General features: G+C 72.6%; 2 protein-coding genes and 1 pseudogene. 1 reads left to right on the forward strand and 2 read right to left on the reverse strand.

The genetic code is table 11. The features are described 5' to 3' along the window. On the reverse strand, positions 1–515 hold a 515-nt coding region (locus G3I65_RS56040; RefSeq protein WP_160704781.1), incomplete at its 3' end, for a GlxA family transcriptional regulator. Between the two features lie 83 nt (positions 516–598). Between G3I65_RS56040 and G3I65_RS56045 the strand changes: the two genes are divergently transcribed. Further along, complete coding sequence (locus G3I65_RS56045; RefSeq protein ID WP_160704783.1) at positions 599–1489, forward strand: DMT family transporter; 891 nt, start codon at positions 599–601, stop codon at positions 1487–1489. Here G3I65_RS56045 and G3I65_RS58145 read toward each other — a convergent pair. Continuing rightward, positions 1482–1604: pseudogene (locus G3I65_RS58145) on the reverse strand (anthranilate phosphoribosyltransferase); the annotation flags it as partial. The gene G3I65_RS56045 and the pseudogene G3I65_RS58145 overlap by 8 nt on opposite strands.

Below are 1604 nucleotides of genomic sequence, written 5' to 3' on the forward strand. Positions count from 1 at the left end.
ACCAGGTGCAGGCACAGGTCGACCGCCGCGACCGTGCCCGCGCTGGTCAGGACGCCGCCGTCGTCGGCGTACAGCGCCTGCGGGTCGACGTCGGCGGTGGGGAAGCGCGCGCGGAACTCGGCCTCGTACACCCAGTGGACCGTGCAGCGCCGCCCGTCCAGCAGGCCCGCGTAGCCCAGCGTGAAGACGCCCGCGCAGAACCCCGCGACCCACGCCCCGCGTGCGGCGGCGTCGCGCAGGACGTCCAACACCGGCTCGGGCGGGGGCGCGGTCCGGGGTGCGCACGTCGGGACGATGAGCAGGTCCGCCGTCGCCGCGTAGTCGAGGTCCTGGAGGCCGGAGAGCCCGAACCCGGACCAGCTGGCGACCGCGCCGCCGCCCGGCGAGCAGACGCCGAAGTCCCAGCCCTCGATGCCGTCGGCGCTGCGGTCGGTGCCGAAGACCTCGCACGCGACGCCCAGCTCGAACGGCGAAACGCGGTCGGCGAGCACCACCGCGACCCGGTTGACGTCCATGCCGGCCAGTCTGTCACAAGTTTTGCGGCCGTTGTCATCTCTGACACTGGTTGGCGGGCGCCGGCGAGACGAACCTGGTCGTCATGACGAATTCGGAAACCCGCCCGCTGCTCCAGTGGTCCGCGGCGATGGCCATGTCCGGCACGATCGGCGCCGTCGTCCTCGAGAGCGGCGCGGCCGCGCCGGCGGTGGCCTTCGCCCGCTGCTTCGTCGGGGGCGCGTTGCTGGTCCTGTGGTGCCTCTCCCGCGGCTGGCTGCAGGCCTGGCGGCCGTCCCGCCGCGACCTCGGCCTCGCCGTGCTGGGCGGGCTCTTCCTGGTCGGCAACTGGGTGCTGCTGTTCGCTTCGTACGCGCTGTCGTCGATCTCGGTCAGCACGGTCGTCTACCACACGCAGCCGCTGATCCTGGTCGGCCTGGCGGCCGCGTTCCTCGGCGAGAAGGTCGCGAAGAGCCACCTGGCCCGGGCCGCCGTCGCGTTCGGCGGAGTGGCGTTGATCTCGCTTTCCGCCCACGGCGAGGACGGCAAACCCGTGCAGCTGGCCGGAATCGGCCTCGCACTCGGCGCCGCCGTGCTGTACGCGGGAGCGTCCTTCGTCGCGAAGCAGCTGAAGCACATCCGGCCGCACCTCCTGGCCGCCGTGCAGACGACGGTGGGCGCGCTGGTGCTGGCACCTCTGCTGCTCGTCACGCCCCTGCCCACGACGACTTCGGGGCTGCTGTGGCTCGTCCTGCTCGGGACCGTCCACACGGCACTGATGTACGTGCTGATGTACGCGAGCATCGGCAAGCTGCCGACCACGACGGTGGCGCTGCTGTCCTACCTGTACCCGGTGGTCGCCGTGCTGGTGGACATCGCCTTCTACGGCCACCGCCCGAGCTGGCCGGAGGGGCTGGGCATGCTCGCGGTCCTGGCGGCCGCACTGGCTCCGCAGCGCGGCCGCCGGACCGAAGCTCAGCCCGTGAAGGTCAGCTGAAGGCGATCCAGCGGTCCAGCATCGCCGCGGCGGCGCCGGAATCGATCGCCTCCGCCGCCCGCGCCAGTCCCGCCCGCAGATCGTCCTCCAGCGACGCCGAGAAGCCCGTGAACGC

It is taken from the genome of Amycolatopsis sp. SID8362, assembly GCF_010550475.1.
In the GTDB taxonomy this organism is placed as follows: domain Bacteria; phylum Actinomycetota; class Actinomycetes; order Mycobacteriales; family Pseudonocardiaceae; genus Amycolatopsis; species Amycolatopsis eburnea.

Coding starts and splice junctions, on each gene's coding strand:
- G3I65_RS56045 (WP_160704783.1), top strand. CDS start 599: ATGACGAATTCGGAAACCCGCCCGCTGCTCCAGTGGTCCGCGGCGATG.